We start from the raw sequence: 25,120 nt of genomic DNA, 5'->3' as shown, positions 1-25,120 counted from the left end.
CGGTGCTTCGCTGCGATGGGGTCGGCGTCGCACGCATCGCAAAGAAAAAGCGCGACCCCCTTTTTCAAAGGGGCCGCGCTTCGTCGCAGGCGAGGCTCGACGTCGGCTCAGCCCGCGGCGGCCTTGGCCTCGCGCTTGCGGCGGTTGTGGTCGAGGTCGCGCTTGCGCAGGCGCAGGCTCTTCGGGGTGACCTCGAGCAGCTCGTCGTCTTCGATGTACGCGAGCGCCTGCTCGAGGCTGCGCTCGAGCGGGGGCGTCAGGAAGATCTTCTCGTCCGCGCCGGCGCTGCGGATGTTGGTGAACTTCTTGGCGATGCAAGGATTGACGACGAGGTCGTTCTCGCGGCTGTGCTCGCCGAGGATCTGGCCGGCGTAGACCTGGACGTGATCGCCGATGAAGAGCACGCCGCGGTCCTGCAGGCGACCGAGGGAGTAGGCGAAGGTCTCGCCGGGCTCCATGACGATGAGGACGCCGCGCGGGCGGGTCTTCCGTGGGCCGAGGTAGGGGCCATAGCCGGCGAAGGTGGCGGCCATGATGCCGGTGCCGCGGGTGTCGGTGAGCATCTCGCTGCGGTAGCCGATCAGGCTGCGCGTCGGGGTGCGCATCTCGAGGCGGGTGCGGCCGGGGCCGGCGCTGTCCATAGCCCGCAGCTCGCCGCCGCGCTGGCTCAGCTTGTCGATGATCGAGCCGCTGTAGTCCTGATCGCACTGGATGATCAGGTTCTCGTAGGGCTCCTCGAGCTCGTCGTTCTCGTTGCGGCGGAGGATGACCTTGGGCCGCGAGACGCACAGCTCGTAGCCCTCGCGCCGCATGGTCTCGATGAGGACGCCGAGGTGGAGCTCGCCGCGGCCGGCGACCTCGAACTCCTCGGCGGTCTCGCCGGGGCTGACGCGCAGGGCGACGTTGGAACGCACCTCGCGCTCGAGCCGCTCGGCGAGCTTGCGCGAGGTGACCCACTTGCCCTCGCGCCCGGCGAACGGGCCGTCGTTGACGCGGAAGCGCATGGTCATGGTCGGCGGGTCGACGTCGAGCCGCGGGAACACGTGACGCGTGGACGGCTCCTCGGTGGTCAGCGTGTCGCCGACCTGCAAGGTCTCCATGCCGGCGATGGCGATCAGGTCGCCCGCCTCGGCGTACTCGCGCTCGAACCGACGCAGGCCCTGGAAGCCGAGCAGGCGGCGGACGCGGAACACCTCGGCGACGACGGGCGGACCGCCGGTCTCGCCGTGGGCGGGCCGCGGCGGGTGACGCAGCTGGGCCAGACGATCGCCGACGGAGATCCGGCCGCTGCGGATCCGGCCGATGGCGACGAAGCCGAGGAACGGATCGTAGTCGAGGGTGGAGACCCACAACGCGGCGCCGCCCTCGTGCACCACCGGCGGCGGGGCGTACTGGACGATGAAGTCGAGGATCCGCGACATCGGACCCTTCTCGTCGGCGGGGTCGCTCATCGCGTAGCGCTCGCGCGCGCTGCAGAAGATGACCGGGAAGTCGAGCTGCTCTTCGCTGGCGCCGATGCCGGCGAGCAGGTCGAAGGTGGCGTCGACGGTCTTGTGCGGCTCGGCGCCGGGCCGGTCGATCTTGTTGACGACGAGGAGGATCTTGAGGCCCAGCCCGACCGCCTTCTCGGTGACGAAGCGCGTCTGCGGCATCGGCCCCTCGAAGGCGTCGACGACTACGAGGACGGCGTCGACCATGTTGAGCACGCGCTCGACCTCGCCGCCGAAGTCGGCGTGCCCAGGCGTGTCGACGAGGTTGATCCGCACGTCGCCGTAGGTGACGCTGGTCGGCTTGCTGGTGATGGTGATGCCGCGCTCTTTCTCGAGATCGCCGCTGTCCATCGCGCGCTCGATCTGACCTTCTCCGCGGTCGAGCGCGCCTGCTGAAGTGAGTAGTGCGTCGACCAGCGTGGTCTTGCCGTGGTCGACGTGGGCGATGATCGCGAGGTTACGAATCTGCTGCGGGGCGGCCATAGACGCCGTTTTGGGCGGCGGCGGGAAGTAAACCCGGCGGCGCTGCGCTGGCAAGTCGCGCCGATGTGAGCGGCGCGGGCTTATTTTCGGGCGACAGGACGGTCACAGGAGTGAATCGGGGGCGAACAGGGGTCGGTTCGGTCGCCGCGCAGCCGCAAAAGCGGCCGTCCTCCGGCGATCGGCGTCGATCTGGGCCCGCATGACCGCCCATAGGTGCGGCTCGGCCCCGGTCGCGCCCAGGCAGTCGCGGGGATCGCGCGGAGGCACCGGGGCGGGCAGATCCGGCCCGCTCGGCTCGGGCGGCGCGCGCTCCGGCTCGGGCTCGGGCCGCGGCGCCACGTCCGGCAGCCCAGGGTCGTCCGGAGACGGTAGTTCACGGACCGGCGTGGGGGTGATCCGCAGTCGGCGACGGCGTTGCATGGGATCGGATTTGTACTGAACACCCAATCAGTGTCCAGCGATCACCGAGGCTGCCCTGAACTCTTGATCAGAGGGAGACAAACTAAATCGCGCGGCGCAAAACTGCGCGGACGAGCAGATAAGCCCCTGTAGCGGCCCGTGGGCCGTTTCGGGGCCGGGGCGGAGACGCGCGTGCAACGGCGCGACCGGCGGGGCGCGGCAGCGCGCCGAGCTGGTCTTCGGGACAGGGAGATCGCCTCGTAGGGCGCCGCGGCCGCCGGGTCAGGGGCGCAGGGTTACGCGAATGGAAGCGCGGGCCGCCGCGGCTCAGCGGGCGAGCTGACGAAAGCGATGGGCGGCGCGAGCGTCGGGCCCGCTAGCAGCGCTCGATGGCGATGAACAGGGTTCGGACAGGGGTGGTGGTGGCGGCGGCCTGGGCGGTGCCGGGCTGCGGCGACGACGGGCGGGGGATACCGGGGCGACTGGTTCGGCGAGCAGCCCGGCAACGCCGTCGGCGACGGCGACTACAGCAGCGCCGACCTCGGAGCCGGGACGGTCGACTCGCTCTACACCTTCGACGCCCGGGTCAGCGCGAGCGCGCCGGTCAGCCCGGTGCACAACCTGGTGGCGCTGCTCGGGGGCGAGCTGTACCGCTTCAACGTGGTCACCCACGAGGCCGAGTTCGTGGTCGACTTGATGGCGGACGTCACGGGCCTCAGCCAGGACGCGACGGCCACGTGTACGCGAGCCTGTCGACGCTCGAGGTGGTGCGGGTCCACCCGTTCACCGGCGCGGCCTGGTCGTTCGAGACCATGCCGGCGAAGGGTCGGGTGGCGGTCAGCCCGAGCGGGGCGCTGTGGTTCACGCCGGTGAAGTACCTGAACGTCGGGGCGCTGCAGTCGTGGCCGCTGCCGACCGGGCTGTGACGGGCGGGCGCTCGGGCATGTCGTGGAGGACATGTCCCGGCGGCAAGGTGCTTTGGGACATGTCGCGGAAGACATGTCCCCCACGCCCTGTCAGGGCCGGCGGACGGTGGCGTTGGCCTTGAGGCCGCGGCCGACCAGGTACTGCTCGGTGCTGGTGGTGCGCGAGTTCTTGGCGTGGTAGGGGCGCGCCTCCTGGAAGGTGGCGCGGAAGCGCTTGAGCAGCTCGCCGAAGCCGCCGCCCTGGAACACCTTGGCGACGCAGTGGCCGCCGGGGCGCAAAACCATGCAGGCGATGTCGAGGGCGCGCTCGGCCAGGCCCTCGCTGCGGACGACGTCGGTGTGGCGGTCCCCGGTGGTGTGCGGGGCCATGTCGCTGAGGACGACGTCGAACGGCTGCAGCTCGGGGGCGGGGGTCCACTCGAACACGTCGGCGACGCGGTGCTCGACGTGCGCGGGGAAGCTGAGGACGACCGGCTTGAGGTCGATGCCGAGGACGTAGCCGGTCTCGGTCACGCGGTCGCCGGCGTACTGGATCCACGAGCCGGGCCAGCAGCCGAGGTCGAGCACCCGCGCGCCCTGGCGCAGGATGTGGAACCGCTTGTCGATCTCCTCGAGCTTGTAGACCGCGCGCGCGGCGTAGTTCTCTTGCTTGGCGCGCAGGTAGGCGGCGTCGTTGCGGTGGGCCTTGTCGCTGAGGCGGTGGCGGGTCATGACGTGGGGCTTAAGCAGCCGAGCCGGCGCGTGGCCGGCTCGAAGGATGTGGCTCCAAGAGCCTGTCCCGAAGGACAGGGCCTTCGGAACCGGGGTTTCAGCCCTTGTTGTTGCCGGCCTTGATGGCGGGCTTGACGGCGGCGCGGATGGTCACGAAGCCGTTGTTGGGGCCGGGGATCGGGCCGCGCACCAGGACCAGGCCGCGCTCGGCGTCGATCTTGACGACCTCGAGGTTCTGCAGGGTGACGCGCTCGTGGCCCATGTGGCCGGTCATGCGCTTGCCGCGGTGGACGCGGCCGGGGGTCTTGCGGCAGCCGATCGAACCGCCGTGGCGGAAGAACTCGTGCTGGCCGTGGCTGTTCTTCTCGCCCTCCATGTTGTGGCGCTTGATGACGCCCTGGTAGCCCTTGCCCTTGGAGGTGCCGGTGATGTCGACGCGGGTGCCCTCCTTGAACAGGTCGGCGCCGAGCTGGCTGCCGACCGGGTGGGCGGCGAGCGCCGCGGCGGGGACGCGGAACTCCTTGTGGACGTAGAAGGTGCCGACCTTGGCGGCCTCGGCGGCGCCCTTCTCGGGCTTGCTGGCGCGGTTGGCCTTCTTCTCGGCGAAGCCGACCTGCAGGGCGGTGTACGTGTCGCGCTCGTCGGTACGGTGAGCGGTGACGGTGTTGCCGGTGACGTGCAGGACGGTGACGGGGACGCGGTCGCCCTCGTCCTTGAACACCTGCGTCATTCCAAGCTTTTTGGCGATGAGACCGATCTGGAAATTCATGTGGCTCCGGAGGTCTGCAGCGCGGCTTCCTTCACGTTGGAATCAGCGAAGAGCGAGGCGCCGCAGGGACGGGGAAGGTGCCCGCGATCGCGCCGGGCGTCAACCTGCGTACGCGCCGGGGAGGGGGCGGCGGCGGATTTGCCTCACGCGCTGGCGGGGGCGGGCAGGCGGAAGAAGGCGCGGGCGTTGGCCCCGGCCTGCACGGCCAGAGCGGCCGGATCTTCGCGCCGGACGCCGGCGAGGTGCGCGCAGGTGAAGGCGACGTTGGCCGGCTCGTTCTTGCGGCCGCGCACGGGCACCGGGGCGAGGTAGGGGGCGTCGGTCTCGAGCAGCAGGCGATCGGCGGGGCACAGGCGGGCCGCGTCGCGCAGGCCCTCGGCCTGGGGGAAGGTGGCGATGCCGGAGAAGGACAGGAGGTAGCCGCGCTGAAGCCACTGCTCGGCCTCGGCGGGGGTGCCGGTGAAGCAGTGGACGACGCCGCCGCGGGGGAGGGCCGGGGCGTCGTCGAGGATGGCGAGGGCGTCGGCGTGGGCGTCGCGGATGTGCAGGACCAGCGGCTTGTCGAGGTCGCGGGCGATCTCACGGTGGGCGGCCAGCGCGCGTTTCTGCGCTTCGGGGGTGCTGTTGTTGTAGTGGTAGTCGAGGCCGGTCTCGCCGACGGCGACGACCTTGGCGTCGCGGGCGAGGGCGGCGATCTCGGCCAGGGCGGCCTCGTCGGCCTCTTTGGCGTCGTGCGGGTGGATGCCGACGGCGGCGAACAGGTGGGCGTGCGGGGCGACCAGGGCGACGGCCCGCGGGGCGCTGGCACGCGAGCAGCCGACGTGGATCATCTGCACGACGCCGGCGTCGGCGGCCCGCTGCAAGGTGGCGGCGAGGTCGTCGATCATCGGCGGGTAGTCGAGGTGGCAGTGGGTGTCGACGAGGCCAGGGAAACGGGGCGGACGCTGCGCGGGCATGGTCAAGGGTTCATGGCGAAGATGAGGAAGTACTGGTGCGGGAGGAAGTCCTCCTCGCGCTCGAGGGCGAAGCCGGCCTGGGCGAGCTCGGCGACGATGGCGTCGCGCGAGAGCCTGTACTTCGGGTCAGGTGCGAACTTCTCCGGCGGCTGAGCGTCGGGCCGGAAGTCGACGATAGCGAGGCGACCGCCGGGCTTGAGCGCCTGGTGGACTTTCTTGAAGTAGCGCACGCGGTCGCGCAGATAGGCGTAGGTGTTGGCGACGAACACCAGGTCGATGGCCTTCTCGGGCAGCGCCGGGTCGTCGTAGAAAGCGAGGTGCGGCTGGATGTTGGGGGTGCCCCAGCTCTCGCGCTGCGACTCGATGTGGGACCGGAACTCGTCGTCGATGTCGACGGCGTAGACGGTGCCGGTCGGGACCTGCTGGGCCAGCCGGCGCGAGAAGTAGCCGGAGCCGGCGCCGATGTCGGCGATCACTGCGCCCTTGTCGGGGATCGGGAGGGCGCGGACGATCCGGTCGGGCATCTCCCACGACTCGCGCCCCTCGCTCTCCATGGTGGCGATCGCCGCCTTGGGGTCGTCGTAGTCCATGTCGGCGACGACCTCGCGCTTGCGACACCCGACGGCAGCGACCACGAGCACGGCGGCGAGGAGGGGGCGGTACATGTCCGTCAGCTTACGCGCGAGCCCGGCCCCGCGGGAAGTGCCCGAGGCCAGTTCGAGGACGGCCCGAGTCGGCTACACTCCGCGGCCGATGGCTGAGCCTGGAACAGCGAGCGCGGCGCGCGTCCGCCAGGAAGCGAAGGGTCGCGAGCTGCTGGCCGACTCGGGCGTGCTCTGGAGCGCGCTGCCGGTAGAGTGGCCGCGCGAGGCCGAAGGCGGGTCGGCCGCGGCGCTGCCGGGCTGGGGCTGGCGGGTGCGTCGCTCGCTGGCGGCGCTGCTGCTGCGGCCGCGGCGGAGCTTTCAACACGTCCATGAACCAGTCGACCACGGAGCGGCGCTGCGGCTGCTGCTGACGGTGAGATTGCCGCTGTGGGCGGCGCTGCTGGTGACGCTGGGGATTGCAGGCCCGACAGCCGCGATCTACGAGGGGATCCCGCTGTTCGACGCGCACCTGGTCGAGGCGCTGTCGCTGTGGCTGCTGTTGATGGCGCCGGTCGGGGTGCCGCTCCTGTACGCGAGCCTGGGGATCGCCACCCACGTGGCCCTGGCGCTGACCGGCGGAGCGCCGCGCTCGATCGCCGCGACCCTGCGGGCCGTCGGCTACGCCCTGGCGCCCGCGCTGCTGGGGGTGGCGCTGCTCGACTTGCCGCTGTACCTGGGGCAGCTGACGCTGCCGGTCTACCTCGGCGGGCTGGGGGCGCTGACCCTGCTGACGTTCGTGGTCGCCGGCAACGCGCTCACGGGGACGCACCAGATCCCGGCGATCCGCGGGTTCGTGGTCGCGCTGGTGCCAGCGGCGATGTTCGCCGCGACGCAGGTGCTCCGCGCCGTGCTCACGCTCGGCGAGCTGCCCGGGTACGCGCCGCCGCCGGGGCTGCCGTACCTGGTGCCTTGAGGCTGGCCTGAAGGGCATGTCGATCGGGGCATGTCCTCGGGGACATGGCGCGAGGGACATGGCACGAGGGGCATGGCGTGAGGGGCATGCTCGCAAGAGCGAGCGCGATCTTGCGGCGACCGGCCGACGGCGGGCGTTGCGATCGGGGCGGAGGATCTCGCGGAGATGGGCCGACGGGGCGCGGTCCGAGATGCGGCCCTTTAAAAAGACATGTCGCCAGGGCATGGCCCGGGCGACATGTCTTTCAGGGCAGCTCGTGCGAGCGCTCAGCCGGCCTTGGGGGGCTCGGCGGCGTCGGCGGGGACGCCGAGGACCTCCTGGATGGCGGTGTTGAGGCCGGAGAGGTCGGCCGGGGCGACGCCGGAGTACTTCACGGCGTTGCGGCCGTCGGCGAACATGACGGTGCGGCTCTTGGTGATGTTGTACCAGCCGTCGAAGGCGTCGTTCTTGCCGCCCTCGTCGGCCGGGACGACGACCGGGATGGTGACGCCGAGCTCGCTGCGCAGGGCCTTGACCTTGGCCTCGAGCGCCGCGCGGTCACCGGTGGGCGTGGTGGCCTTGCCGTCCTTGATGTCGGTGATGACCGCGAACGCCTTGATCTTGTCCTCGCCGTACTTCTGGACCAGGGCGTCGAGGTTCTTGATGTCGTTGCGGAAGGCCTCGTCTTCGAGGGTGCCGACGGCCATGATCTTGGGGCTGCCGCCGAACTTGCAGACCTGGCAGTACTTCTCGCCGCTGTCGCAGTTGACGATCTCGAACGGCTTGAACTTGCCGCCGACCCCGAGGCCGCTGTCGGCGAGGACGGGCGCCTCGGCGGGCTTGGCCGGGGCGGCCTCGACGGGCTTGTCGGCGGGCGCGGGCGCGGCCGGCTTGGCGGCCTCGACGGGGGCAGGCTTGGTGGCCGCCTCGCCGCCGCAAGCAGCAGCGAGGAGCACGGCGAGGGCGAGGCTCGAACGAGTGGTGAGCATGGGTTCTTCCTCCGAGTGGCGGCCATATTGGCCGGGCGGGCCGCGCGGCGCCAGCCGATCGCCGGCAATTCGTCGCCCGGCGCCGTGCACGCGCGGGGGCTGGGGGCCTCGCTGACGAGGCGGTGGCGCACGGCGCTTCGTGGATGAAGGAGAGGCGAGCGAGGGCCTCGCTGTCCGCACCCGGCGAGTCCCCCGGGCTCACGGGCACAGCGGGCTCGACGGTTCGAGGCAGGCGAGGCCGGCGACGATCTCGACGCGATGGTTGGCGCGCCGGCCCTCCTCGCTGTCGTTGTCGGCGATCGGCTGGTCGGCGCCGCGGCTCTTCACCTCGAGGGTGTGGTGGACGAAGCCGCGATCGATCAGGGCGGCGCGCGCCTTGTCGGCCATGTCGAGGCCGAGCTGGCGCGCCTCGGCGGGCGGCATGCCGGCGGCGGTGTGGCCCTCGAGCACGAACACGCCGCGGGTGGAGAGGCGCTCGCCGAGCTGCTTGCGCCGCGCGTCGAGCTCGCGGAAGCCCTCGGGGTCGAGCTCGCGGGTGCCCGGGTCGTAGGCGAGGCGGACGACGAAGCGCCCGCAGTCGGCGACGAAGGCCTCGGGGCAGCCGTCGTCGTCCTGCTCGCCGTTGATCGTCTCGGGCTGGTCGCGACAGTCGCGGCGGTGGATGCCGCGCTCGAGCTTGCCGTCGCAGTTGACCCACTCGCTGCCGGTCCAGCGCGCGGCGTCGAGGACACCGTCGCCGTCGTTGTCGCGATCGGGGCAGCCGTCGTCGTCGGCGAAGCGGTCGTGATCCTCGGGAACGTCGCGGCAGCGATCGACGGCATCGGCGAGGCCGTCGGCGTCGCGGTCAGGGGCGAAGGGCGGGCAGACGCGCCGCAGCTGGACCCAGCTGCCGGCCCACAGATCGTCGGCGGGACCGCCCGGGACGCCGTGGACGACCAGGCCGATCCGCGCCGCAGGCCGGATCTCGGCGCGCACGCGCGCGAGCAGGTCGGCGCCGAGGGCCCGCATCTGCGCGGAGACCTGCGCTGGATCGGCGCCGGCGCGCGCGGCCGCGGCCATGTGGACGCCGAGCTCGACGCGCACCTGCGGGTCGGCGCGCAGGCGGGCGATCCACTCGTCGAGCTCGGCGGCGCCGTCGCCGTCGAGCTGCAGGGGCATCGCGGTGGCGGCGTAGGGGATCGTGACCAGGATCGCGGCGCACTCCGAGATCGGGGGCGGCTGCGGCCGCTCGGGCACTTGCGGGCCGCTGCAGGCGAAGAGCGCGGCGAGCCAGGCGGTGGCGGAGGATCGTCGCACGCTGAGGGATCAGGATAGCGCGAGGACGACGGACGAACCCGAGTTCTCGTCGCGCTCGCGTCCGCGCGGGTGGTCGGGAGGCCGGGCGGCGGATAGGGTGGACGCATGCGCCGGTTGCAGGTCCTGGGGGTCGTGGTGGTGGTGGGATGTTCGGGCGGGCCGGCGTCGCCGGGGGCGAGCGAGGCGACCTCCGAGGCGACGGCTGGCACGGGCGAGACTGCGGCGACGACCGCGGGGACGAGTTCGACGACGAGCGGCGATTCGTCGACCGAGCCGGCGCCGACGACGTCGACCGGGGTGGCGTCGACGACGTCGGAGCCGGTGGTGTACTGCCAGGGGTTCGAGCGCGACGCGCCGGCGCCGTTCTTCGAGCTGGCGGTGATGGGCGGGGCGCCGCTGGTCGACGGCGCGGTGCTGCCGCTCGAGTGCGGCGGGCAGGGAGCGTGGATGTTCGGCCTGTACCCGTCGCTCGGCGGCTTCGACCCGGGCGGGTACTACCCGCACGTGTCGGTGGTGGTCGACGTCGAGGGCTACGACATCGGGCCGACCGGGCACTTCTACCAGCGCGACGGCGAGTCGTACTACATCGGCTGCGAGGAGCTCGACGGCGGGGTGACGGGAGTGGTGCCGGTGTTCCCGCCCGACGAGCTGGCCAAGCTGTCCGAGGTCGACGGGCTGGCGGCCCAGGTGCACGTCGAGGTCGAGACGCCCGACGGACCGCTGGCGGTCGACGCCCTGGTGACGCTGTCGGCGCCGCCCGAGCTGGTGCAGCTCGGGTGCGTGCTGTGAGGTGTCCTGAGGGACATGGCCTCATGGGCATGTTCGTACGGGCATGCCCTCGGGGGCATGTCCATGAGGACATGTCCTTTCAGCGGTAGAGCGCGCGCTGGTGGAGGCGGGCCTCGAGGGCCGGCCAGAAGTCGCGGCGCCAGCGGTCGGTCCAGGCCCGCTGGGCGAGGGCCCGCCGGTGCTCGGGGATCACGACCAGGAGCAGCAGGACGCTGACGAAGAAGGCGCTGGTCATGAGGCCGATGAAGGCGAGCACCCACAGGTCGCCGGTGACGAGGAACAGGGCCAGCAGCATGGCCGCGCCGAACACGATCTCGCCCCAGAAGTAGGAGTCGTTGTGCCACCACGGGCTGTCGGCGAAATAGCCGTTGGCGGGGCGGATCTGCAGGCCCACGGAGGTGCCGCTGTCGGTCGCCACGGCGGTGACGTCGACCCAGATACCGATGTCGCTGGCGTCGAGGTGCCAGTGCAGGCCGGCGGCCGACGAGTGGTCGTGCAGCTCGAGGCTCTCGGCCAGCGACTCGAGGGCGTCCATCACCACCGGGAGCTCGGCGTCGCAGGGCCGCCACTCGCAGTCGGAGGCGCCGGGCGCGGGCGGGGCGGGACGGCCGGGCTCGTAATATGCGAGCGCGTCCTCGGGGGACCGGACGAGGGCGCTGCCCGGGCTCGGCAGCAGGGGGACGGTCTTCTTCCTCATCGCGGGCGGCGGCGAAGGGAGGTCGCAGCGCTCGCTCGAGGATAGGCGGTCCGGGGCGGCGACACGAGCGCGGGGCGGTTCATCAGGCTGGCTCGGCCGCCGCGGCGGTGGCGGGGCCGTCGGCCGTGGCCGCGTCGGGGGGGATCAGGGGCAGCCACATGCGCACGACGGTGCCGCGACCGAGCTCGCTGTCGATGCGGATGGTGCCGCCGTGGGCGCGAACGAACTTCTGCGCCATCGACAGGCCGAGGCCGGTGCCCTTGCCGGGCGGCTTGGTGGTGTAAAACGGCTCGAACACGTGCGGGAGATCGTGGGCGGCGATGCCGGCGCCGCTGTCGCGGATGACGATCTCGGCGCCCTCGCGGCCGTCGCCGCCGGGCGCGCCGCGGGCCTCGATCTCGATCGCACCGCCGGGGCCGGTGGCGTCGGCGGCGTTGCCGAACACGTTGAGGAGGGCGGACTCGAGCGAGGGGCGGTGGACCACCAGCGCGGGCAGCGAGGCGCCGGTGAACCCGGCGATCAGTCGGACGCCGCGCTCGTCGGCCTCGGGCCTCACGAGCTCGACCAGCCAGCGGAGCACCTGGGCGAGCTCGCAGCGCTCGGCGCTGGGCGGGCGCCGGCGGGTGTAGGCGAGCAGGGCGTCGACGAGGGCGGCGCAGCGCTGCGAGTGACGCTCGATCCGCTCGAGGGCGCGGCGCACGAACGGGTCGCGGGGGCTGCGGCGCAGCAGCATCTGCGCGCTCATGCGGATCACCGCGACCGGGTTGTTGAGCTCATGCGACAGGCCGGCCACGAGGGCGCCGACGGCCGCCATCTTGCTCGACTGGACCAGCTGCTCCTGGGTGTCCTGGAGGGCCTGCAGGGCCTGCTCGAGCGCCTGCTTCTGGCGCACGACCTCGAGGTGGGTGCGGTGCAGGCGGAGCGCGGCGCGGACGCGCGAGCGCAGCTCGACGGCGGCGAACGGCTTGGGCAAGTAGTCGTCGGCGCCGACGTCGAGGCCGCGCGCGGTCTCCTCGCGGCTGGCCTTGGCGCTGAGGAGGACGACGGGGACGTGGCGCAGGTCGTCGTCGCGCTTGAGCCGCGTGACGAGCTCGTAGCCGTCCATCTCCGGCATCATGACGTCGGCGAGGATGACGTCGGGCGGGCGCGCGCGGGCGGCCTGCAGGGCGTCGATGCCGTTGGCGGTCAGCTCGACGGCGTAGTCGGGGCCGAGGACCGCGGCGATGTAGGCGCGCATGTCGGGGTTGTCTTCGGCGACGAGGAGGCGCGGCAGGTCGGGCGCGGGCTCGGGTAGGACGTCGTCGGCGACGACGTCGAAGCGGCCGCGGCGGGTGACGACGGGCTCGCGCGCGGCGGCGAGGTCGACGAGGCGATCGGCGTCGATCGGCAGGTCGACGACGAAGCAGGCGCCCTCGCCGAGGGCGCTGTGGAGCTCGACGGCGCCGCCGAGCTTCGCGGCGAACTCGCGCACGAGCGCCAGGCCGAGGCCGGTGCCCTCGTGCTTGCGGCTGATCGAGCTGTCGAGCTGTTCGAAGCGCTGGAACACCCGCTCGTGCTCGTCGGGGGCGATGCCGGGGCCGGTGTCGCGGACGGTGAGGCGCAGCCGCTTGCGATCGCCGGCGAGCGCGACGGTGACGGTGCCGCCGGCGGGGGTGAACTTGAGGGCGTTGCCGAGGAGGTTGAGCAGGATCTTCTCGAACATGCGCCGGTCGAGCGGGACGACTCCGAGGTCGTCCGCCAGGGCTTGCTGCAGGTCGATGCCCGCGGCCTGGGCGGCCGGCTCGGCGTCGAGGACGATGTCGAGCACGAGGCCGTGGACGTCGATTGGCTCCCAGGTGGGCCGCAGCTTGCCGGCCTCGAGCTTTTGATAGTCGAGGATGTCGTCGACGAGCCTGCCGAGCCGCGAGGCGTTGCGCCACATGCGGGTCAAGGCGGCCCGCGCCTGCTCGCCGCGCAGCTCGTCGGCGCCGGCGAGCAACGACTCGAGCGGGCCGAGGATCAGCGCGAGCGGGGTCCGCAGCTCGTGGCTGATGGTGGTGAGGAACTCGCTCTTGGCTCGCAGCGCGGCGTCGGCGGCCTCCTTGGCCCGCTGCAGCTCGAGCTCCATGCGCTTGCGCTCGGTGATGTCGACGTGAATGCCGAGGAGGCCGGTGACCTCGCCGCGGTCGTCGCGGATCGGGACCTTGCTGGTCAAGAGGTAGGTGTCGGTGCCGTCGGACAGGCGCAACGGCTCCTCGATGTTGAAGATCGGGACGCCGCTCCGCATGACCCTGTCGTCCATCATGCGGAAGAAATCGGCCTCCTCGCGCGAGGTGCAGACTTCGTAGTCAGTCTTGCCGATCACCTCCTCGAGGCTGGTGAAGCGGGTGCTCTGGAGGAAGTGCTGGTTGCAGCCGAGGTAGCGCGAGTCGCGGTCCTTCCAGAAGATCGACTGCGGGACGTTGGCCAGCACGTACTTGAACACCGCCTGCTGGCTGGCGTAGCGCGCGATGGTCTGCTCGCGCTCGGTGACGTCGAGGGCGACGCCGATGAAGCCTTGCAACTGGCCGTCGACGCGGATCGGGCTGTAGTGGGCCTCGTAGAGCACGCCGCGCAGGGGGCCGACCGCCGTCAGCGATTCGCCGGCGAGCGCCCGGCGGGCGGCGTCGACCACCCATGGGATGTCGCCGTAGATCTCGAACAGCGAGCGGCCGACGTCGTTGCCGGGGTGCGGGCGCAGCGGGCTGAGGCCGTGGGGCTCGTTCAAGGTGATGACGCCGCGGGCGTCGCAGGCGAACAGCACGACCGGGGCCTGGCTGAGGAGCGCGCGGAGGTGCTGGTCCGACTTCAAGTCGGGAGCGACGAGCGCGGCGGGCTCGGGGCGGAGGACGATCCAGGCGCCCTCGGGACGGGGGACGACGCGCACGGCGAGCCGGGCGCCGCGGCCGTCGTCGGTGGTGAAGCGGGCCTCGACGGCGCCCCGACAGGCCTGGCCGAGCGCCGAGACGGGCAGCAGGGCGGCGAGGTCGCGGCCGATCAGGGCGGCGCGCGAGGCCCCGAGCAAACGCTCGGCCGCGGCGTTGGCGGCCTCGACGGCGCCGGCCGGCGAGACGACGAGGAGCGCGTCGTCCATCAGTTCGGTGAACTCGGCCCCCGGCAGCACGCTCGCCAAGAATACGTGAGGCGGGCAGGTTGTTCGAAGCGGGCAGCAGGAACGAGGCCGTCTGCGCCCGTGTCCTCGCGGGCGCGACGCCGACCGGCGGGCGGGCCCGCCGCCCCCGCCCTGACGCGACGAGGCCGGTGGCGGCGGGTCAGGAGCGGGCTGGATGGTCGGGTGACATGTCCGAATAGACCTGTGAATAGGGACATGTCCTGAACGGCATGTCGAGAGGATGACGCATCATCGGTGCACCGCGGGCGCGGGGCCGCTCGACGGCGGGGCGGCGCGGGCCGCTCAGTGCGGCGTGGGGCCGAGCGCCGGGGCCTCGCGGGCAGACGCGTGCGCGCGAGCCGGGGAGGAAGTGGGTCGATGTCGGGGCCGAGGCGCCGGCGGGTCGTCCGCCGGTCGTGAGGCGGCGAGGGCGGACTGGCACGCGTGGAGAGCCTCGATAGCTTTCGCCGAGGCGCTGGCGACGTCGCGGGGCGAGGCGCGAGCGCGAGGCGGCCGGGGAGGAGGCCACGCATGGAGATTCGTCGCTGTCGTCGCGGGCTCGTGTTCGTCGGACTGCTGCCATTGATGGTGTCGCCGGGTTGCGAGGAGGTACAGACATTCGTCGACGAGGCGGACGAATGGGACGGGGCGACGAGCGAGATCGAGGAGGCCGAGCCGGTGGCCCCGCGCGGCGGCAGCTCGATGCAATCGCAGCACGGCATGACGTGCAGCAACCGCTGGGCCGACGATTGGGGGGCCACGAATTGCGGCGGCACGCCCGGGGTGAAGTGGCGGCTGCAGGTGCGCTGCAGGTGGCAGGGCGAGCGCCTGGGGCCGTGGCGGTCCGGTCCGGGCTCCGACCGCATCACGTGCAGCCTCGGCGCGTCGCGCTCGATGGTGGTGTGGGGCTGATCCGCGCGGGTCGGAGGCGTTTGCGCAGGCGCGGGCGGCCTGGTTGCGCGCCGCGCCGGCGGTTACCATGCGCCGGTGCGCTCGCCGTACATCGCCGGGCCGATCTACGACGCGGTGATGTTCATCGGCGCGCCGATGCTGGCGCTGGGGCTCGGGGTCGCGATCTCGGGCACGCCGCTGGCCGACGACGAGGTCGAGCTGTGGGGCCGCGAGGGGACGGTCACCAGCTTCTTCATCGGCAGCTTCATCATGGCGCACCTCGGCCTGGTGTTCGTGCGCAGCCACCTGAACCAGCGGATCTTCGTGCGCCATCGGCTGCGCTTCGTGATGGTGCCGGTGGTGCTGCTCCTGCTGCTGTGCGCGTCCGACTGGTTGCTGGCGACGGCGGTGGTGCTGACGGTGTGGTGGGACGTGGTCCACTCGAGCCTGCAGACGTTCGGGCTCGGGCGGATCTACGACGCGCGTCGCGGCAACGCGCCCGAGGCGGGCCGGCGCCTCGACCTCGGGCTCAACCTGCTGCTGTACGTGGGGCCGATCCTCGCCGGGGCGACGCTGCTCGATCACCTGACCGCGTTCGCGGCGTTCGAGCGGGTGGGCGCGGTGGCGGTGCGGGAGATCCCGATCTTCGCCGAGGCGCACCAGGCCGCGTGGGCGCCGGCGCTGCTGATCGGCGGGGCGCTGTACCTGCTGTTCTACGCGCTGGCGTACGTGCGGCTGCACCGCCGCGGCTATCGCGTGTCGCCGCAGAAGGTGGCGCTGCTGGGCTTCACGGGGGCGTGCTCGATCTACACGTGGGGCTTCAACAGCTTCGGCGAGGCGTTCTTCATCATGAACTTCTTCCACGCGTGGCAGTACTTCGGCCTGGTGTGGTGGAGCGAGCGCGACAATCTGCGCGAGCGGCTGGGCCTCTCGCGCGCGCGCTGGGGCGGGGCGGCGGCGCTGGTTGCGATGGTGGCGGTGGCGGGGTCGTACGGAGTGTGGGCGGAGCTGGTCGACTCGCGCGAGCAACGGGTGGCGCTGTGCGTGACGCTGGTCGTGTCCCTGATGCACTTCTGGTACGACGGCTTCATCTGGTCGGTGCGCCGCCGGGAGGTGTGACGAGCCGGAGCTGGCGGCCGGCGAGGTGGTCGAGGAGGGCCGAGGCGAACAGGGTGAGGCCGACGAACTCGAGGGTCTCCTCGCACCAGTCGATGAGGGCGTAGCCGAGGTCGTCGTCGCCGTGACGCTCGGTCCACCAGCCGAGCGGGAGCTCGAAGAGGACGGCGCCGCCGACGTAGAGGGCGCCGGCGAGGATGAAGCGGCGAGCTGTCCCGGAGGACAGGCGGCGCAGGAAGCCGAGAAAGGCGAGGCCGAGGACGAGGACGAGGAGGCCGGCCGGGATGACCCAGTCGAAGTAGAGGACGCCGCCGACGTCGAACTGCCCGCTCAGCCGCTCGTGCAAGGCGATGGTCTCGTCGATCGAGATGGCGAGGAAGCCGAGAGCGAGGAAATTCCAGTAGAAGCGGTCGGAGGTCTCCACGGCGGCGATCCAGCGCAGGAGGCCGGCGCACACGAGCGGGAGGACGCTGGCGTACCAGGAGGGGAGGTTGCCCTCCCAGCTCAGCGAGAGGAGGGTGAGCGCGGGATGATCGAGCTCGCCGAGGTGCCGCAGGAGCTCGGCGAGGAGGCCGGCGAGGCTGACGAGGAGGGCGAGGACGACGAGGAGGCGTCGCACCGCGGACACGGAGAGCTCGAGGACGAGGTCGGGCGCGGAGGACGCGGGCATCGGCGCGGCCACCTTAGCAGCCGGGTGCGAGCGGTGAGCGTCGGGGCGCGCCGCGAAGAACGCGGATGCGTGACGATCGCGCGACTCGGCGTGGAGTGATGCGATCGCTAGCGATCGAGGCGGCGCGAGCGCCCGCCGGGTCACAGCAGTCGCGCAGACTTGAGGTAGTCCTCGACGTCGCGGTAGCTGCCGTCGCCCGCGTACTTGACCAGGTTCCTCGCGGTCCGCAACCACTCCAGGGTCGACGGCTGGACCTCCTTGGCGGCGGCCAGCAGGTCGGACTCGGCGATCGGCCGCTCGGGCCCGCCGGCGAGGATCTCTGTCAGCACCCGCTCCTTGGCCGCCTCGATGACGCCGTCGACGTCGGCGCCCGAGCAGTGCGGCGTGGCCCGGGCGACCCGCAGGACGTCGATGGGGCCGGTCGGCGCGTCGGCCAGCTTGACGCGGAACATCTCGGCGCGGGCGTCGTCGTCGGGCGGCGGGACGAACACCTGGCGATCGAACCGCCCCGGCCGCTTCATCGCTGGATCGACGTCCCACGGCATGTTGGTCGCGCCGAGGACGAGGACGCCCTGATTGTCGTGGGCGACGCCGTCGAGCTGGTTGAGGAATTCGTTGACCAGGGTCCGCGTGTGATCGGTGTGGGCCTTGGAGCGCGAGAAGGCGAGCGCGTCGAGTTCGTCGAAGAACAGCACGGCGGGCCGCTGCTCGCGGGCCCGGTCGAACGCCGCGGCGAGGTTGCGCTCGCTCCGGCCGAGCCACATGTCGAGGATCTCGCTGATCCCGACGGCGATGAACGAGGCCCGACACTCCGAGGCGATCGCGCGGGCGATCATCGTCTTGCCGCAGCCGGGCGGCCCGTACAGGAGGACGCCGCCGCCGGCGCGCTTGCCGAACCGCGCGAACAGGCCGGGGCGCACGAACGGGGCGATGATCCGCACTTCGAGGGTCTTCTTCAGCGCGGCGTGCCCGATCACGTCGTCGAAGCGGACCGCGGCCGGGCGCAACGGGACGACCGCCGCCGGCCGCACGTCGCCGCCGCCCGTGAGGACCTGCAAGGCCGGGGCGGGCCGCGCCGGCCTGATCTCGGGCGAGAAATCCTGCTTGGCCTCTGCCTCCCGCAGGCAGGCCTCGGCGCGCTCGAGGGCCCCGAGCGCGCGATGGCAGCGCATGGCCCCGAGGAACCCCGCAGCCGAGTCGGGCTGTTGTCGGCAGACCAACTCCCATTGACGCAACGCGGCCGCCGCTTGACCGTCGTCCTCGAGCGCACGCGCGTACTCCTTGCGGGTGGCGAGGTCGAAGGGATCTTCGGCGAGCGCCCGCTCGAGCTCGGGGCGGCTCCTGGTCATCAGAATCCCCTCCAGCGCAGCCACCGGCGCAGCAGCGGCGGCCCGACGTAAGAATAGAGGAGCAGGGCGAGGTAGAGGAGGGCGAGGACGAGGAGCACGACCTCGTGGACGAACGGCCGCAGGAGGATGAGGCCAAACACCGCCACGGCCCACAGGACCGCGCTGGCGACCCACCCTCCGCGGAGGATCGGCCACAGCGGCAGCATCGACCAGTGGCTGGCGAGTCGCAGCTCGATCACCGCGTCGACCAGCCGGGGATTGTCGGGGCTCGTGCGCAGCAATTGGCGGCCGATCTCGAGCGCCTGCCGGGGATGACCGCGCTCGCTGAGCACGAGCATCGCCGTCCACGCCACGTGCGCGGCCTCGGGGTCGGCGGCGACCAGCCGCGCGAGGCGGTCGGCGGCGGCTCGATCGTCGCCCTGGATCACGTGCAGGACGGCGTCGAGCACCTGCGCGGCCGCGTCGTCGGGAGCGCAGCGCAGGGCCTCGGCGACCAGGGCGCGGGCCTTGTCGAGCTGAAAGACGTGGAGGAGCAGCCGGGCGTAGTCGGTGAGGGCGACCGGATCGGCCGGGTCGTCGCGCAGCCGCTCGAGCACGACGGCCTCGGCTTCGGCGTGGCGCTTGTCGGCGAGCAGGATGTCGAACAGGAGCGAGCGGGCGCCGTCGTGCCCGGGCGCCCGCGCGAGCGCCTCGTGGGCGCGCCGCTCGGCCTCTGCGCGCTGCTGCTGCGCGAGCTCGACGCGGCCCGCGAGGCAGAGGGTGTCCGGATCGGCAGGGTCGAGCGCGAGCGCCTCGCCGACCAATGCCCGCGCGTCATGCGGCCGCCGGACCTCGAGCAGCCTGCCGATCTGGTGCTGGAGGCCGTGCAGCTCGCTCATAGCGCCTTGAAGATCACCACGAGCGCCATCACGGCAGCGAACGAGACCACCCAGCCGACGAGCATCCACATCAGCGCCTCGCGCCAGCCCGGGAGGTGCGCGTCCTGCAGCCGCGCGGCCCGGTACTCGTCGCGCATGCGGAAGTACAGGCCGGCCCAGATGAGGAGGGCGACGAGACGGCCGGCGTAGCGAACGTACTGAGTCGGCTTGAACTCCGCGGGTAGACCGGAGAGCACTTCGGGGTGGACCGCCGCGTAGGCGCGGGCAAGGCGCGTGGTCGCTGTTCGGCCGCAGGCGGCGGTGTTTCGGCCGCCTGGGCGGCGCCGCGATCGACCCGCCGAGCGGTGGCGTTGCGCGGGCTCGGCGTTGCGAATGGGCGATCAGCCCGGCGGGGGGGTGACGCTCTTGAGCTGGCCGCCCGTCATGTCGCTATATACATAGTGGTCGCCGGCGACGGGGATGTTCTGCATGGCCGGGACGTTGAGCGGGTCGATCTTCCAGGCCCAGCCGGCCTGGTCGACCAGCCACACGAAGCCGTCGACGTCGACGCTGACGCCGATCGGGGTCGAGCACTGGGCGAGGGTGTGCTGGGCGACGAGGGTGCGGGTGGGGACGTCGATCTCGACGAGGCCGCACGGGCTGTTGGAGGCGACCCAGGCGTGGTCGTCGTGGTCGATGGCCATGCCGCGGTGGCAGGCGTTGGTGCCGGCGACCGAGATCCACTGGTTGGTGGCGACGTCGTAGGTCGAGACCGGGCCGGAGCAGCCGGCGAGCCACGGGTTGCCGTTGCGGTCGACGGTCATGCCGTAGGACTGGATGTTGGCGGGCTGGGGGATCCGGGTGAGGGTGATCGGGTTCTCGTTGGCGTTGACGCGCGCGAGCTCGCCGCGCAAGCCGGTGAACCAGGCGTTGCCCAGCGGGTCGAGGGCGCCGCCGTAAGGGGCGTAGCCGCTGCCGTTCCACGCGACGGCCTCCATCGACTGCTCCATGACGCCGGTGGCGCCGTCGAGCCGGACCATGTTGGCAGAGCCGGCCTGGAGGGCGCCGAAGCCGAGCCAGACCTTCTGGTTCTTGTACGTGCAGGTGGCCTTGTCGTAGTCGCCGATGGTCCAGGTGATGCCGCGCGGACCCTCGACGTACTGGCCCGACCAGTTGGCGTGGACGAGGGTCCACACGACGCACTCGTCGGTGCCCCACGGCTTGATGTCGGCGACGCTGGTGGAGGTGGTGATCTGGCCGTCGCCGTTGAAGTCGATGCAATCGGCGATGTTGGCGGCGACGGCGGTGGAACGCCCGGTGCCGCGCGCGTTGACGACGACGAACCGACCGTCGCCCGAGACGGCGGTTCGCGAGACGCTCTCGGTTCCGCCGCTCGGACCGGTGAGGTAGCGCGCCTCCTCGACCATCGTGCGGGTGTTGATCTTGGAGACGAGGCCGTCGCTGGTGGCGGGGATCCAGATGAAGCTCTCGTCGATGTCCATGTCGCCCCCGCAGCCCATGCCGCCGTCAGGCGTGACGCCGAGGTCGAACTTGGGGCCGCCGTTGGTGGTCGGACCCGACATCGAACCGTTGGTGGTGGTCGGCGGGTCGCCGGTGGCGCCCTCGGTCTGACCGACGGTGCCGTCGGTGCCCTCGCTGGCGCTCATCGAACCGCCCTGCGTGGGGTCCGTCATCGTGGTCTCGGGCGGCAGGGTGAGGCTGCCGATGCTGGTCGCCACGGTGGTCGGAGCCGTGGCGCTGGCCGAGTCGGCGCGCCCGCTGTCCCCGCAGGCGACGAGGAGACCGGCGACGGCCATGGATGCGACCGGAAAACGAGGGGAGACCATGGGGCGATGAACGCACGATCACCCTCATGAGGGCAAGTACCCGACCGAAGCGATCGGGACGGGGATGTTCGGATCCATCGTCGGGGGAGCGCCGAGGGGCTTCGCATGCGGGGGTCCGATGTCGCGTCGACGACGCGCTCGCTACGAGCATGTGTCCGGCACGAGGAACGAGACGAGAGGCGGGGTCGCGAGGCGACGGGCGCCATGCGAATGCGCGGAGGCCCGGGGGGCGGGCGAATGCGAGGAGAGGCCGCGAGAGGGCGACAGGAGGACTTGTGGCGAGGTTCGCGGAGAGTCCGGGCGGCAGTGGTGATTGCAGGGAGGGCGGACGGTCGATGCATTGCGAACCGGCGCGGGGGACCGGCGTCGGGGGCGCGGCCGGACGCGGGGATCTCCGCAGGGGCTGCCCGCCGGGGTGGGTCGCGCGCAGGGCGAGGACCCAGGCGTCGATCCGGGGACCGTCGGGGCTGGACGACCCGGGAGGCGCCGCGGGCAGGGGATCCTCCGCGTGGCTCGGGTCCGCGGGCGGCTGTAGAGGCGTGCATTTCGGGCGCGGCGCCGCGGGCGGGATGGGTATCATCGCGCCGATGTCGAGCTCTCGCCGCTCCTTCCTCGCGCTCACGGGGCTCTGTGGGGCCGAGGCGCTGCTCCACGGCTCGCGCGCGGCGTGGGCCGGTCCGGCGCCGAGCCGGATCCCGGCGCCGAAGTCGGCGCCCGCGAGCGCAGACGCGGGCATGGCCCTGCTGGCCGCGAGCCGCTTGCTGGCCGACGAGTCGCTGCTGCGCACTGCGCTCGCGGCGGCGACGAAGGCCGGGGCGAGCTACGCCGACGCGCGCCTGGTGCTGATGCGCCGCGAGCGGGTCGGCGTGCGCGACGACCACGTGAGCGGGATCGGTCGCAGCGAGGACTACGGGGTCGGTCTGCGGGTGATCGCGGACGGCGGCTGGGGCTTCGCGGCGACGGCGGAGCGCAGCGCGAAGGCGGTCGAGGGGATCGCCAAGGCGGCGGTGGCGATGGCTCGCCAGAGCGCGCTGCTGATGCCGCAGCCGGTGACTCTGGCGCCGGCGCCGGTGCTGCAGGGCGGCTGGGTGTCGCCGTTCCAGGTCGACCCGTTCTCGATCGCGCCGGCCGAGAAGGCGGAGCTGCTGCTGGCGGCGGCCCGCGCGGCGCTGGCGGTGCCCGGGGTGGCCCACGTGGACGCGAACGTGGCGTGCGTGCGCGAGGAGAAGCTGGTGATGACGAGCGAGGGCTCGCGGGTCCACCAGATCTTCTTCCGCGTGATTCCCGGGCTGACCGCGACGGCGATCGATCGCCGGCGCGGTCGCTTCGCGGGGCGTGATCACGAGGTGGCGCCGATGCTGGCCGGCTGGGAGCACGTGACCGCGGCGGACCTGGTCGGCAGCGCGCCGAAGATCGCCGAGGAGGCGCTGCAGAAGCTGCACGCGGCGCCGGCGGTGCCGGGCAAAAAGCACGCGATCCTGGCGCCGTCGAACCTGTGGCTGACGATCCACGAGAGCATCGGCCACTCGACGGAGCTCGACCGGGCGCTCGGCTACGAGGCGAACTACGCCGGCACGAGCTTCCTCGGGCCCGACAGGGCGGGCAAGGTCAAGATCGGCAGCGAGATCGTGAACCTCGCGGCCGATCGCACGCAGCCGGGCGGTCTGGCGACGACCGCGTGGGACGACGAGGCGGTGGCGTCGCAGCGCTGGGACCTGGTGAAGAAGGGGACGTTCGTCGGCTGGCAGACGACGCGCGACCTGGCGGCGGCGGCCGGCGAGCAGGCGAGCCGCGGCTGCAGCTACGCCGACAGCTACGCGAGCGTGCCGTTCCAGCGCATGCCGAACGTGAGCCTGCAGCCGGGCACCGAGGGCTACACGACGGAGGACCTGATCTCGGCGACCGACGACGGGGTGCTGATCACGGGCCGCGGCAGTTGGTCGATCGATCAGCAGCGCTACAACTTCCAGTTCTCGGGCCAGTTCTTCTGGGAGATCAAGAACGGGCGGTTGACGCGGCCGCTGCGAGACGTGGCGTATCAGGCCAACACGGTCGAATTCTGGAGCTCGTGTGACATGCTCGGAGGGACAGACACGTACCGCCTCGGCGGCAGCATGAGCGACGGCAAGGGCGAGCCGTCGCAGAGCAACGCGGTCAGCCACGGGTGCCCGCCGGCGCGCTTCGTCGTCAACATCCTCAACACCGGGGGTGACAAGTGAGCGCGCAGTCTCCGTTGAGCCCGGCCGAGGCGCGGGCGCTGGTCAAGTCGGCGCTGGCCGCCGCGAGCTTCGAAGACGTGAGCCTGCGAGTGACCGCGCGGCGCACTGCGTACCTGCGGTTCGCCGCGGGCGCGCCGACGACGTCCGGCGAGGCGGCGCGCTTCGAGGTGTCGGTGACTGCGGCGAAGGACGGGCGGGTGGCGACGGTGTCAGGCACCGGGCGCGACGCGGCGTCGCTGCAGGCGCTGGTGCGCGAGGCGGAGGCGCTGGCCAAGCTGGCGCCGAAGGACCCGGAGCACGAGCCGCCGCTGGGGCCGCAGCAGTACGCGAAGGTGGCGGCCCGCGACGCGAAGACGGCGGAGGTCGGGCCCGAGGGGCGCACCGAGGTGGTGGCGCGGGTGCTGAAGGTGGCGCGCGAGGCCAAGCTGGTGGCTTCGGGGATCGTCGAGCACGAGGACGGGGTGACTGTCCTGGCCAATCGGACAGGTCTGTTCGCGCTCCACGCGGCGACCGAGGCGTCGCTGACGACGACGATGCGCACGCCCGACGGCAAGGGCAGCGGCTGGGCCGGCGGCGCGTCACACCGCCTAGCCGAGCTCGACGCGCCGGCGCTGGCGCGGCGAGCGGCCGACAAGGCGACGATGTCGAGCCAGGGCGCGGACGCGCTGGCGCCCGGGGCGTACACCGTGGTGCTCGAGGCGCAGGCGGTGGCCGACCTGCTCGGCTTCCTGGTGTCGGCGCTGCAGGCCCGCGCGGCCGACGAGGGCCGCAGCTTCTTCAGCCGACCCGGCGGCAACGCGATCGGCGAGGCGCTGTTCGACCCGCGGGTGACGCTGCGCTCCGACCCGGCCGACCCGCGCTGGCCGTCGATCCCGTTCGCGGGCGACGGGCTGCCGCTGCCGGCGACGACGTGGATCGACCGCGGGACGCTGAAGGCGCTGGCCTACAGCCGGTTCTGGGCCCACAAGCAGAGCAAGCCGCCGCTGCCGGGGCCGCGCTCGATCTTCCTCGCGCCCGCCGACCCGGCCGAGGGCAAGGACCTGCTCGAGCTGGTCCGCGGGGTCGAGCGCGGGGTGCTGGTGACGCGCTTCTTCTACAACCGCATGCTCGACCCGCGGCAGATCCTGGCGACCGGGCTGACCCGCGACGGCACGTTCCTCATCGAGCAGGGGAAGATCGCGCGGCCGGTCAAGAACATGCGCTACAACGAGAGCCCGGCGGCGCTGCTGAAGAACCTGGTGGCGATCGGCAAGCCCGAGCGCACGGCTGACGACGGGATGGTCGCGGTGGTGCCGCCGCTGGTGGCGAAGGACTTCCACTTCGCCAGCGTCAGCGACGCGGTGTGAGTCGTTCTGGATGGCCTCGGCGACATGTCGTCGGGGACATGTCTGCCAGGACATGGCCGAGAGGGCATGGTCCGAGGGACCGGTGACGGGCGGCCGCCGGTGAGGTACTCTGGGCGGGATGGTCGTCGCCGCGCTGGTCTCGGTCGCCCTGCTGCTGCAGCCGCCGGCGGGTCTCGAGGCGCCGGAGTCCTGTCCGGAGGGGGCGACGATGTGCGCGGGCGGCTGCATGCCGGGGGGGGAGCCGTGCCCGCCGCCCAGGGTGCCGCGGCCCGATGTCACCGTGTCGCCGCCGACGCCCACCGACGAGGAGATGGCGGCGAAGATCCAGGCGGCGTGGGGCTGCGACGAGAGCGACGCGCAGCTGGCCCGGCGCAAGCTGAAGTGGCTCGCGGCGTTCGGGCTGCCGGGGCTCGCGCTCGCGGCCGGAGGGGTGGCCGCGGCGGTGACGATGCGCGAGCCGGTGAGCCCGCGCGAGGACGCCGAGCTGCGCCTGACCCGTCAGGGCCTCGGGGTGAGCGTGTCGCTGCTCCTGATCTCGAGCGCGCTGCTCTTCACGGCGTCGATCGGGGCGATGCGGCTCAAGCGGAAGCGGGTGCAGTGCGATCCAGGCGGCTGCGCGCTGCGGTTCTGAGGGCCGGTCGCGTGGGGCTCGCG

General features: G+C 72.3%; 23 protein-coding genes. 8 read left to right on the top strand and 15 right to left on the bottom strand.

All coding sequences use genetic code 11. The features are described 5' to 3' along the window. Nucleotides 1–107: 107 nt before the first annotated feature. Together typA and OV090_RS02780 are read right to left on the bottom strand one after the other, a co-directional pair. Entirely contained in the window at nucleotides 108–1,973 is a 1,866-nt protein-coding gene (gene typA, locus OV090_RS02785; RefSeq protein WP_267701893.1) for a translational GTPase TypA, read from the bottom strand. Between the two features lie 965 nt (nucleotides 1,974–2,938). Next, complete coding sequence (locus tag OV090_RS02780) at nucleotides 2,939–3,082, bottom strand: hypothetical protein (RefSeq protein ID WP_267701892.1); 144 nt, start codon at nucleotides 3,080–3,082, stop codon at nucleotides 2,939–2,941. A 27-nt stretch (nucleotides 3,083–3,109) separates the two neighbouring features. Here OV090_RS02780 and OV090_RS02775 point away from each other — a divergent pair, with 27 nt between their 5' ends. After that, nucleotides 3,110–3,298 carry a hypothetical protein gene (locus OV090_RS02775; protein WP_267701891.1) on the top strand — a complete coding sequence of 63 codons (189 nt, stop codon included), beginning with the start codon at nucleotides 3,110–3,112 and terminating at the stop codon, nucleotides 3,296–3,298. 90 nt (nucleotides 3,299–3,388) lie between these two features. Here the strand turns inward: OV090_RS02775 and OV090_RS02770 are convergent, their stop codons facing one another. The 4 genes from OV090_RS02770 to OV090_RS02755 all read right to left on the bottom strand — a co-directional run bounded on the left by OV090_RS02770 (nucleotide 3,389) and on the right by OV090_RS02755 (nucleotide 6,399). After that, nucleotides 3,389–4,009, bottom strand: coding sequence for an RlmE family RNA methyltransferase (locus OV090_RS02770; protein WP_267701890.1), 621 nt, complete (start codon nucleotides 4,007–4,009; stop codon nucleotides 3,389–3,391). A gap of 97 nt (nucleotides 4,010–4,106) precedes the next feature. Then, nucleotides 4,107–4,778: a 50S ribosomal protein L3 gene (rplC, locus tag OV090_RS02765; protein ID WP_267701889.1), complete on the bottom strand. Its 672-nt coding sequence runs from the start codon at nucleotides 4,776–4,778 to the stop codon at nucleotides 4,107–4,109. Between the two features lie 143 nt (nucleotides 4,779–4,921). After that, complete coding sequence (locus OV090_RS02760; RefSeq protein ID WP_267701888.1) at nucleotides 4,922–5,734, bottom strand: TatD family hydrolase; 813 nt, start codon at nucleotides 5,732–5,734, stop codon at nucleotides 4,922–4,924. Nucleotides 5,735–5,736: 2 nt separating this feature from the next. Next, nucleotides 5,737–6,399, bottom strand: coding sequence for a class I SAM-dependent methyltransferase (locus OV090_RS02755; RefSeq protein WP_267701887.1), 663 nt, complete (start codon nucleotides 6,397–6,399; stop codon nucleotides 5,737–5,739). 88 nt (nucleotides 6,400–6,487) lie between these two features. Between OV090_RS02755 and OV090_RS02750 the strand changes: the two genes are divergently transcribed. Beyond that, nucleotides 6,488–7,291 carry a YIP1 family protein gene (locus OV090_RS02750; protein WP_267701886.1) on the top strand — a complete coding sequence of 268 codons (804 nt, stop codon included), beginning with the start codon at nucleotides 6,488–6,490 and terminating at the stop codon, nucleotides 7,289–7,291. Nucleotides 7,292–7,557: 266 nt separating this feature from the next. Here OV090_RS02750 and OV090_RS02745 read toward each other — a convergent pair whose 3' ends face one another. Next, entirely contained in the window at nucleotides 7,558–8,259 is a 702-nt protein-coding gene (locus OV090_RS02745) for a hypothetical protein (RefSeq protein ID WP_267701885.1), read from the bottom strand. A gap of 198 nt (nucleotides 8,260–8,457) precedes the next feature. Continuing rightward, the gene (locus OV090_RS02740) at nucleotides 8,458–9,555 is read right to left on the bottom strand and encodes an OmpA family protein (RefSeq protein ID WP_267701884.1); all 1,098 of its coding nucleotides are present in this window, start codon (nucleotides 9,553–9,555) and stop codon (nucleotides 8,458–8,460) included. 105 nt (nucleotides 9,556–9,660) lie between these two features. Here OV090_RS02740 and OV090_RS02735 point away from each other — a divergent pair, with 105 nt between their 5' ends. After that, entirely contained in the window at nucleotides 9,661–10,344 is a 684-nt protein-coding gene (locus tag OV090_RS02735; protein ID WP_267701883.1) for a hypothetical protein, read from the top strand. Between the two features lie 79 nt (nucleotides 10,345–10,423). Here OV090_RS02735 and OV090_RS02730 read toward each other — a convergent pair whose 3' ends face one another. Next, the gene (locus OV090_RS02730) at nucleotides 10,424–11,041 is read right to left on the bottom strand and encodes a hypothetical protein (protein ID WP_267701882.1); all 618 of its coding nucleotides are present in this window, start codon (nucleotides 11,039–11,041) and stop codon (nucleotides 10,424–10,426) included. A gap of 82 nt (nucleotides 11,042–11,123) precedes the next feature. Further along, the gene (locus tag OV090_RS02725) at nucleotides 11,124–14,183 is read right to left on the bottom strand and encodes an ATP-binding protein (RefSeq protein WP_267701881.1); all 3,060 of its coding nucleotides are present in this window, start codon (nucleotides 14,181–14,183) and stop codon (nucleotides 11,124–11,126) included. Nucleotides 14,184–14,702: 519 nt separating this feature from the next. Here OV090_RS02725 and OV090_RS02720 point away from each other — a divergent pair. Both OV090_RS02720 and OV090_RS02715 read left to right on the top strand, forming a co-directional pair. Next, nucleotides 14,703–15,083, top strand: coding sequence for a hypothetical protein (locus tag OV090_RS02720; protein ID WP_267701880.1), 381 nt, complete (start codon nucleotides 14,703–14,705; stop codon nucleotides 15,081–15,083). A 75-nt stretch (nucleotides 15,084–15,158) separates the two neighbouring features. Then, nucleotides 15,159–16,181 (top strand): hypothetical protein, encoded by a 1,023-nt coding sequence (locus OV090_RS02715; RefSeq protein ID WP_267701879.1) that lies wholly within the window; start codon nucleotides 15,159–15,161, stop codon nucleotides 16,179–16,181. On the opposite strand, the gene OV090_RS02710 is transcribed toward OV090_RS02715, so the two are convergent. From OV090_RS02710 to OV090_RS02690, 5 genes are all read right to left on the bottom strand, one after another. Continuing rightward, nucleotides 16,150–16,848, bottom strand: coding sequence for a hypothetical protein (locus OV090_RS02710; protein WP_267701878.1), 699 nt, complete (start codon nucleotides 16,846–16,848; stop codon nucleotides 16,150–16,152). The genes OV090_RS02715 and OV090_RS02710 overlap by 32 nt on opposite strands. Nucleotides 16,849–16,988: 140 nt before the next feature. Beyond that, on the bottom strand, nucleotides 16,989–18,197 hold the full coding sequence (locus OV090_RS02705) for an AAA family ATPase (protein WP_267701877.1): 1,209 nt from the start codon (nucleotides 18,195–18,197) through the stop codon (nucleotides 16,989–16,991). Then, on the bottom strand, nucleotides 18,197–19,075 hold the full coding sequence (locus tag OV090_RS02700; RefSeq protein ID WP_267701876.1) for a tetratricopeptide repeat protein: 879 nt from the start codon (nucleotides 19,073–19,075) through the stop codon (nucleotides 18,197–18,199). Before OV090_RS02700 ends, OV090_RS02705 begins: the two co-directional genes overlap by 1 nt. Next, nucleotides 19,072–19,311 carry a hypothetical protein gene (locus OV090_RS02695; protein ID WP_267701875.1) on the bottom strand — a complete coding sequence of 80 codons (240 nt, stop codon included), beginning with the start codon at nucleotides 19,309–19,311 and terminating at the stop codon, nucleotides 19,072–19,074. The genes OV090_RS02700 and OV090_RS02695 overlap by 4 nt, the downstream gene beginning before the upstream one ends. A gap of 144 nt (nucleotides 19,312–19,455) precedes the next feature. Further along, a complete protein-coding gene (locus tag OV090_RS02690) occupies nucleotides 19,456–20,901 on the bottom strand; it encodes a lyase (RefSeq protein ID WP_267701874.1) in 1,446 nt (481 codons plus the stop codon). A gap of 587 nt (nucleotides 20,902–21,488) precedes the next feature. Here OV090_RS02690 and OV090_RS02685 point away from each other — a divergent pair. From OV090_RS02685 to OV090_RS02675, 3 genes are all read left to right on the top strand, one after another. Next, a complete protein-coding gene (locus tag OV090_RS02685) occupies nucleotides 21,489–23,120 on the top strand; it encodes a TldD/PmbA family protein (protein ID WP_267701873.1) in 1,632 nt (543 codons plus the stop codon). After that, nucleotides 23,117–24,466, top strand: a complete 1,350-nt coding sequence (locus OV090_RS50430; RefSeq protein ID WP_267701872.1) for a TldD/PmbA family protein — start codon at nucleotides 23,117–23,119, stop codon at nucleotides 24,464–24,466. Before OV090_RS02685 ends, OV090_RS50430 begins: the two co-directional genes overlap by 4 nt. A 118-nt stretch (nucleotides 24,467–24,584) precedes the next feature. Continuing rightward, on the top strand, nucleotides 24,585–25,097 hold the full coding sequence (locus OV090_RS02675) for a hypothetical protein (RefSeq protein WP_267701871.1): 513 nt from the start codon (nucleotides 24,585–24,587) through the stop codon (nucleotides 25,095–25,097). The last annotated feature ends 23 nt before the right edge of the window (nucleotides 25,098–25,120 follow it).

The sequence above is a fragment of the Nannocystis sp. RBIL2 genome, assembly GCF_026626745.1.
In the GTDB taxonomy this organism is placed as follows: Bacteria; Myxococcota_A; Polyangia; order Nannocystales; family Nannocystaceae; genus Nannocystis.
This window is presented reverse-complemented; position numbering and strand designations above follow the sequence as displayed.

What these genes read in the sequence shown, in the direction of transcription:
- typA (WP_267701893.1), bottom strand. Translation starts at nt 1,973, where the DNA reads ATGGCCGCCCCGCAGCAGATTCGTAACCTCGCGATCATCGCCCACGTC.
- OV090_RS02770 (WP_267701890.1), bottom strand. Translation starts at nt 4,009, where the DNA reads ATGACCCGCCACCGCCTCAGCGACAAGGCCCACCGCAACGACGCCGCC.
- rplC (WP_267701889.1), bottom strand. Translation starts at nt 4,778, where the DNA reads ATGAATTTCCAGATCGGTCTCATCGCCAAAAAGCTTGGAATGACGCAG.
- OV090_RS02760 (WP_267701888.1), bottom strand. Translation starts at nt 5,734, where the DNA reads ATGCCCGCGCAGCGTCCGCCCCGTTTCCCTGGCCTCGTCGACACCCAC.
- OV090_RS02755 (WP_267701887.1), bottom strand. Translation starts at nt 6,399, where the DNA reads ATGTACCGCCCCCTCCTCGCCGCCGTGCTCGTGGTCGCTGCCGTCGGG.
- OV090_RS02750 (WP_267701886.1), top strand. Translation starts at nt 6,488, where the DNA reads ATGGCTGAGCCTGGAACAGCGAGCGCGGCGCGCGTCCGCCAGGAAGCG.
- OV090_RS02745 (WP_267701885.1), bottom strand. Translation starts at nt 8,259, where the DNA reads ATGCTCACCACTCGTTCGAGCCTCGCCCTCGCCGTGCTCCTCGCTGCT.
- OV090_RS02735 (WP_267701883.1), top strand. Translation starts at nt 9,661, where the DNA reads ATGCGCCGGTTGCAGGTCCTGGGGGTCGTGGTGGTGGTGGGATGTTCG.
- OV090_RS02730 (WP_267701882.1), bottom strand. Translation starts at nt 11,041, where the DNA reads ATGAGGAAGAAGACCGTCCCCCTGCTGCCGAGCCCGGGCAGCGCCCTC.
- OV090_RS02720 (WP_267701880.1), top strand. Translation starts at nt 14,703, where the DNA reads ATGGAGATTCGTCGCTGTCGTCGCGGGCTCGTGTTCGTCGGACTGCTG.
- OV090_RS02710 (WP_267701878.1), bottom strand. Translation starts at nt 16,848, where the DNA reads ATGCCCGCGTCCTCCGCGCCCGACCTCGTCCTCGAGCTCTCCGTGTCC.
- OV090_RS02705 (WP_267701877.1), bottom strand. Translation starts at nt 18,197, where the DNA reads ATGACCAGGAGCCGCCCCGAGCTCGAGCGGGCGCTCGCCGAAGATCCC.
- OV090_RS02700 (WP_267701876.1), bottom strand. Translation starts at nt 19,075, where the DNA reads ATGAGCGAGCTGCACGGCCTCCAGCACCAGATCGGCAGGCTGCTCGAG.
- OV090_RS02690 (WP_267701874.1), bottom strand. Translation starts at nt 20,901, where the DNA reads ATGGTCTCCCCTCGTTTTCCGGTCGCATCCATGGCCGTCGCCGGTCTC.
- OV090_RS02685 (WP_267701873.1), top strand. Translation starts at nt 21,489, where the DNA reads ATGTCGAGCTCTCGCCGCTCCTTCCTCGCGCTCACGGGGCTCTGTGGG.
- OV090_RS02675 (WP_267701871.1), top strand. Translation starts at nt 24,585, where the DNA reads ATGGTCGTCGCCGCGCTGGTCTCGGTCGCCCTGCTGCTGCAGCCGCCG.